Raw genomic sequence first — 5,458 nt, 5'->3', positions numbered from 1 at the left:
CCCTGCCCGCACCCCAGTTTTGTCCCCGTAAGGTGGAGCTGTTGCCTTATCACGTTGACCAGCTTCTCTTCGGCGTCGGCAACCACTCTCTGGCTGACACCATTGATGACAACGGTTTTTACCTGGTATTTAATGGCCATGTATTTCCCCTCCCTGTCTCAACTGGTTAACATCGGTAAGAATACTTTTGCAGGCGGCGATGGGCGGGAACCGAACACCTCCTTCCCGGTTCACGAGAGGCGGCCCTGTTTCCAGGGACCTCCAACGGCACGAGACCAGGGCCGATGCTTCAGGTCTTCGGGTCCGGAGATCCACTCGGATTTCAGAGAAGAGATATGAAATATCTTTTGCTTTGAATATATTTCTCTTTTGTTGAACCTTCAATTTCTGGTCGATAATGCCCTTTATGTTCAATATTGTTCACGGCAAATGCCCTGTTTCCCTTTTTTCCACTGTTGCGTTCGCTTTCACTATCGGTTTCAATTGTTTGCGAAATGACCCGACAGGTTTCCCGATTGGCGACATCGACGCGGTCTTGTCCGCCGGTACGTTCATGCCTTTAAAACTCGAAGGAGGAAGATGGAGAGTGAGTCCGAAAAGACAGGAAATGGAAGAGAGGACCAAGCAGATCGTGGCTCCCTGGAAGGGCGAGCGTGGAGGCACGATCCCCGTCCTGCAGGAGGTTCAGAAAGTGTTCGGCTACCTCCCGGAGGAGGCCCTGATGGCGATCTCCCGGGAATTGAAGATCCCCCCTTCGGAGCTTTTCGGTGTGGCCACCTTCTACGCCCAGTTCCACCTGAAACCCAGGGGACGGCACATCGTCCGGGTCTGCAGGGGTACGGCATGCCACGTCAGGGGAAGCCTCGCCATCCTCGACAAGATCAAGAAGGTACTCGATGTCGAGGAAAATGGCACCACCGAGGATCTCAGGTACACCCTTGAGCCCGTCGCCTGCCTGGGGGCCTGCGGGCTCGCCCCCGTCATGATGGTGGATCAGGAGACCCATGGACGGCTCACGCCGGACAAGGTGATGGAAATACTGAGCTCCTATGAATAGGCCCACGCTGGAGGTGAACACCGGTGAAAGTGACTAGCCTGGAAGATCTCAGGAAGATCAAGGAGAATGCCAAGGACCTCACGTCCGCCCGTTCACGGGGTGCCACCAGGGTGATCATCGGGATGGGCACCTGCGGGATCGCGGCAGGGGCCAGGGAGGTTATGACGGCGATCCTGGAGGAACTGGACAAGAGGGGACTGAAGGATGTGGCCGTCGAGACCACCGGCTGCATCGGCATGTGCCAAAAGGAGCCCCTGGTGGACATCATCAGACCCGGAGAGCCGCGGACGACCTACGGCGAGGTCGCACCCCGGGACGCCGTCAGGATAATCGGGGAACACCTTGTCAACGGCCGCATCGTCGAGGACAAGGTCATCGGACAAACCGACTAGGGGGCTTGAAGGAAATGGCTTTTTATCGTGCCCACGTGCTGGTCTGCAAGGGGACCGGCTGCACCGCCAGCGGCTCTCCTTCCGTTTTCGAAGCTCTCGAGAAGGAGATAAAACGAAGAGACCTCGACCAGGAAGTGGCGCTGGTCAAGACCGGGTGTCACGGGATGTGCGAAATGGGACCCATAGTGGTGGTCTACCCCGAAGGCTCCCTCTACTGCAGGGTGTCCGTCGACGACGTTCCGGAGATAGTCGAGGAGCATCTTTACAAGGGGCGATTGGTCCAGCGCCTCCTCTACACGACGCCGGACAAGAAATTCAAGGTTCCCCATTACAGGGACATCCCCTTCTACAGCAAGCAGCTCCGCATCGCGCTCCGCAACTGCGGCTACATCAACCCCGACAATATCGAGGAATACATCGCCAGGGATGGTTACGAGGCCCTGGCCAAGGCTCTATCCTCCATGAAACCCGAGGAAGTGATCACCGAGGTAAGGACTTCGGGACTAAGGGGAAGAGGCGGCGGCGGGTTTCCCACGGGTACTAAATGGGAATTTTGCAGGAAAGCCCAGGGGGATAAGAAGTACGTCATCTGCAACGCTGATGAGGGCGACCCTGGGGCGTTCATGGACAGGTCCCTCCTCGAGGGCGACCCTCACGCCGTCATCGAGGGCATGATGCTGGGCGCCTACGCCATAGGGGCCGACGAGGGGTACATCTACTGCCGGGCCGAATACCCCCTGGCCATCAAGAGGCTCCGGGGCGCCATAGCCCAGGCCGGAGAGTACGGCCTCATCGGCGACAGCATCATGGGGTCGGACTTCTCCTTCCACTTGCACATCAAGGAAGGAGCCGGCGCCTTCGTCTGCGGCGAGGAGACCGCCCTCATGGCCTCCATCCAGGGCGAGCGGGGAATGCCCTATCCCCGGCCCCCTTTCCCGGCCAACAAGGGCCTCTGGGGCAAACCCACCAACATAAACAACGTGGAGACCTGGGCCAACGTCCCCAACATCATCCGCAACGGCGGGGCCTGGTATGCCTCCATAGGGACGGAGAAGTCAAAGGGGACGAAGGTCTTCGCCCTGACCGGCAAGGTCAACAACACGGGCCTCGTCGAAGTGCCCATGGGCACGACCCTCAGGGATATCGTCTTCGACATGGGGGGCGGGATCCTGAACAACAGGAAGTTCAAGGCCGTCCAGATCGGGGGCCCCTCGGGAGGATGCCTCGCCGAGGAACATCTCGACCTCCCGGTGGACTACGAGTCCCTCACCGCCGCGGGGGCCATCATGGGTTCCGGCGGCCTGGTGGTCATCGACGAGGACACCTGCATGGTGGACGTTTCAAAATTCTTCCTCGAGTTCACCCAGAGGGAGTCCTGCGGCAAATGCGTCCCCTGCCGGGAGGGCACGAAGCAGATGCTCCTGATCCTCGACAAGATCTCCTCCGGGAAGGGACGGATGGAAGACCTCAAGATACTGGAAGACCTGGCCGTGATGGTAAAGGAGATGTCCCTCTGCGGCCTTGGCCAGACGGCGCCCAACCCGGTCCTCACGACCCTGAGGTATTTCAGGGACGAGTACGAGGCCCATATCAGGGACAAGAAGTGCCCCGCTATGGTCTGCAAGGCCCTCATCTCCTACGTCATCGACACGGAGAAGTGCAGGAAGTGCGGCCTTTGCGCCAAAAACTGCCCCGTGAAATGTATCTCCGGCGACAGGAACACCCCCTATGTGATCGACCAGGAAAAGTGCATCAAGTGCGGGACATGCCTGGAAGTCTGCCCTTTCGGGGCAGTCTCCAAAGAATAATAGGCGGGGGGATAGAAGGATGAAAGATATCACCCTTATCATTGACGGTAAATCATGCAAAGGGGCCCAGGGGGATACCATCATGGAAGTGGCCCGCAAGAACGACGTCTACATCCCCGCCCTCTGCTACCTCGAGGGGCTGACCCCCATAGGGTCCTGCCGCATGTGCGTCGTCGAGGTTGAGAAGAATCCCAAGATGCTGACGGCCTGCACCACCCCTGCCCTGGACGGCATGGTGGTGCACACCCAGACGGAAAAACTGAGGGAATACCGGAGACAGATGCTGGAACTGATCTTCGCCGGGCGGAACCATTTCTGCATGTACTGCTCCCAGAGCGGCGACTGCGAACTCCAGGACCTGGCCATAGAACACGGGATGGACAGCGTCCGCTACCCCTACCTCTACGCGGGGTTCGAGAACGACGCCACCCACAGGGACATCCAGATAGACCACAACCGCTGCATCCTTTGCCTCCGCTGCATAAGGGTCTGCGCCGAGAAGGTGGGGACCCACACGCTGGACCTCCAGAAGAGGGGCTGGAACGCCACGGTGATCTCCGACCTGGGGCGCCGGCTGGGGGAGAGCGACACCTGCACCACCTGCGGCGCCTGCGCGCAGGTCTGCCCCACGGGGACCATCACCCTCAGGGAGTTCGCCTACCGCGGGCGGAGGAAGGATTGCGACGACGTGATCGAGAGCGTCTGCCCCCTCTGCCCGGTCGGGTGCCGCATCAAGGTCTACGTCCGGACGGGCAGCATAGCCAGGGTCGAGGGGACGGCCGTCACCGAACCCGACGGCGGCCAGCTTTGCAGGAAGGGCCGCTGGACCCTGCCTAGGTCCTCGGAAAGGGAGCGCATCTCCGTCCCCATGATCAGGGAGGGCTCCCACTACAGGGAGGCCGACTGGGAAGAGGCCCTGGGGCTGGTGGCCGAGAAGTTCAAGAAAGCCCACGAGGCCGACAGCGACGGTGTCCTGGTGTCGAGCCTCTGCACCGACGAGGAACTGGCCCTTTTCGTATCCCTCTTCAAGGATGGGCTGGGCATGGAGCGCCTCGACACCTTCGACGGCGACATCCTCAGGGGCTTCGTCAAGGGGTTTGAGCCCTTCAGCAGGCAGGGTGTACGCCCCTTCACCGCCGCCCATAACATCCTGGAGAGCGATTGCCTGGTCAACCTCTCGGCCGAACCGGACGATGAGGCCCCGGTCATAGCCAGTTACATGCGGGTGGGCGCCCTCAGGAACGGGGCCGCCCTGCTGAACATCTCCTGCAAACCGAACCCCTACGGCGACCTGACCGACATCGACGCCGTCGCCCCGACGCCGGAGCAGAGCGCGGCCCTTGTCCAGGGGCTAGTGGACCTGGTGGCGAGTTTCAAGGTCCCCGGCGGCGGCCAAGTCGGGTCCGACCAGGACGCCATGGCCCGGCTGTCGAAGAAGACAGGCATCCCCGAGGAAACCATCGAGGGGATCCTCGAGCGGCTCAGGGCTGCCCGTAAACCCGTATTCCTCCTGGGGGGGTGCCTCTCAAGGAACCCCGCCGCCGTGACCTCGGCGGTGAACCTGGCCATAGCATGCGGGGCCTTCTTCGACGACGGCATCGGCGTCGTTCCCCTGGTATCGAGCGGCAACAGCCTGGGCACCATCAACACCGTCCTGGCGAAGGAGCCCTGGATCGGCGAGAAAAAACTCGACTTCCTCTACGTCTACTCCTCGGGGCTGGTCCCGGAGGACGCGGCGAGCCTTTCCGCTATATCGGGCACGAAGTTCGTCGTCGTCCAATGCCCCTTCTGGGCCCAACCGCTGGTGAACCTGGCCGACGTGCTCCTGCCGGCGCCGGCCTGGTACGAGCGGAGCGGGCACTACTGCACCATCGAGGGCGAGAGGCGCCGGCTCAACGTGGTCGTCCCCCCCAAGGGAGAGGTCAGGGGCCTCGCGTCGATCCTGAAGGACCTCGCGGCCGGCCTGGGGGTCCAACCGGGGAGACCGGAGGGATCGCCCTGCGAGAACGTGTACGCCAGTGAGAAGCCTCCGACGGAGGCACGGATGGTCTTGCTCGAGGAGGTGCGTAACTGATGTCGAAGGTCAAGGTGGCCACCGTATGGCTTGAAGCCTGCGCGGGTTGCCACATGTCCTTTCTCGATATTGACGAACGGCTGGTGGATCTGATCGAAATGGTCGATATCGTCTATTCCCCCATCGT

Annotated in this window: 6 protein-coding genes; 5 read left to right on the top strand and 1 reads right to left on the bottom strand. The window is 61.1% G+C overall.

The genetic code is table 11. The annotated features are described in order from the left end of the window. A partial coding sequence (locus tag GX108_01545; GenBank protein ID NLO55729.1) for a hypothetical protein occupies nt 1–140 on the bottom strand: 140 nt, incomplete at its 3' end. A 413-nt stretch (nt 141–553) separates the two neighbouring features. Between GX108_01545 and nuoE the strand changes: the two genes are divergently transcribed. The 5 genes from nuoE to GX108_01520 form a co-directional block, all read left to right on the top strand. Next, nucleotides 554–1,057: an NADH-quinone oxidoreductase subunit NuoE gene (nuoE, locus tag GX108_01540; protein NLO55728.1), complete on the top strand. Its 504-nt coding sequence runs from the start codon at nt 554–556 to the stop codon at nt 1,055–1,057. 23 nt (nt 1,058–1,080) lie between these two features. Then, nucleotides 1,081–1,449: a (2Fe-2S) ferredoxin domain-containing protein gene (locus tag GX108_01535; GenBank protein ID NLO55727.1), complete on the top strand. Its 369-nt coding sequence runs from the start codon at nt 1,081–1,083 to the stop codon at nt 1,447–1,449. A gap of 14 nt (nt 1,450–1,463) precedes the next feature. Next, nucleotides 1,464–3,257 (top strand): NADH-quinone oxidoreductase subunit NuoF, encoded by a 1,794-nt coding sequence (locus GX108_01530; protein ID NLO55726.1) that lies wholly within the window; start codon nt 1,464–1,466, stop codon nt 3,255–3,257. A gap of 19 nt (nt 3,258–3,276) precedes the next feature. Further along, nucleotides 3,277–5,331: a molybdopterin-dependent oxidoreductase gene (locus tag GX108_01525; protein NLO55725.1), complete on the top strand. Its 2,055-nt coding sequence runs from the start codon at nt 3,277–3,279 to the stop codon at nt 5,329–5,331. After that, nucleotides 5,331–5,458, top strand: a 128-nt coding sequence (locus tag GX108_01520; protein NLO55724.1) for an NADP oxidoreductase, incomplete at its 3' end; no start/stop codon positions are given. The genes GX108_01525 and GX108_01520, both read left to right, overlap by 1 nt.

This window comes from Thermovirga sp., from assembly GCA_012523215.1.
GTDB lineage: Bacteria > Synergistota > Synergistia > Synergistales > Thermovirgaceae > 58-81.
The sequence above is the reverse complement of the archived record's forward strand: the minus strand, read 5'-3'. Positions and strand labels throughout refer to the sequence as shown.

Coding starts and splice junctions, on each gene's coding strand:
- GX108_01525 (NLO55725.1), top strand. CDS start 3,277: ATGAAAGATATCACCCTTATCATTGACGGTAAATCATGCAAAGGGGCC.
- nuoE (NLO55728.1), top strand. CDS start 554: ATGCCTTTAAAACTCGAAGGAGGAAGATGGAGAGTGAGTCCGAAAAGA.
- GX108_01530 (NLO55726.1), top strand. CDS start 1,464: ATGGCTTTTTATCGTGCCCACGTGCTGGTCTGCAAGGGGACCGGCTGC.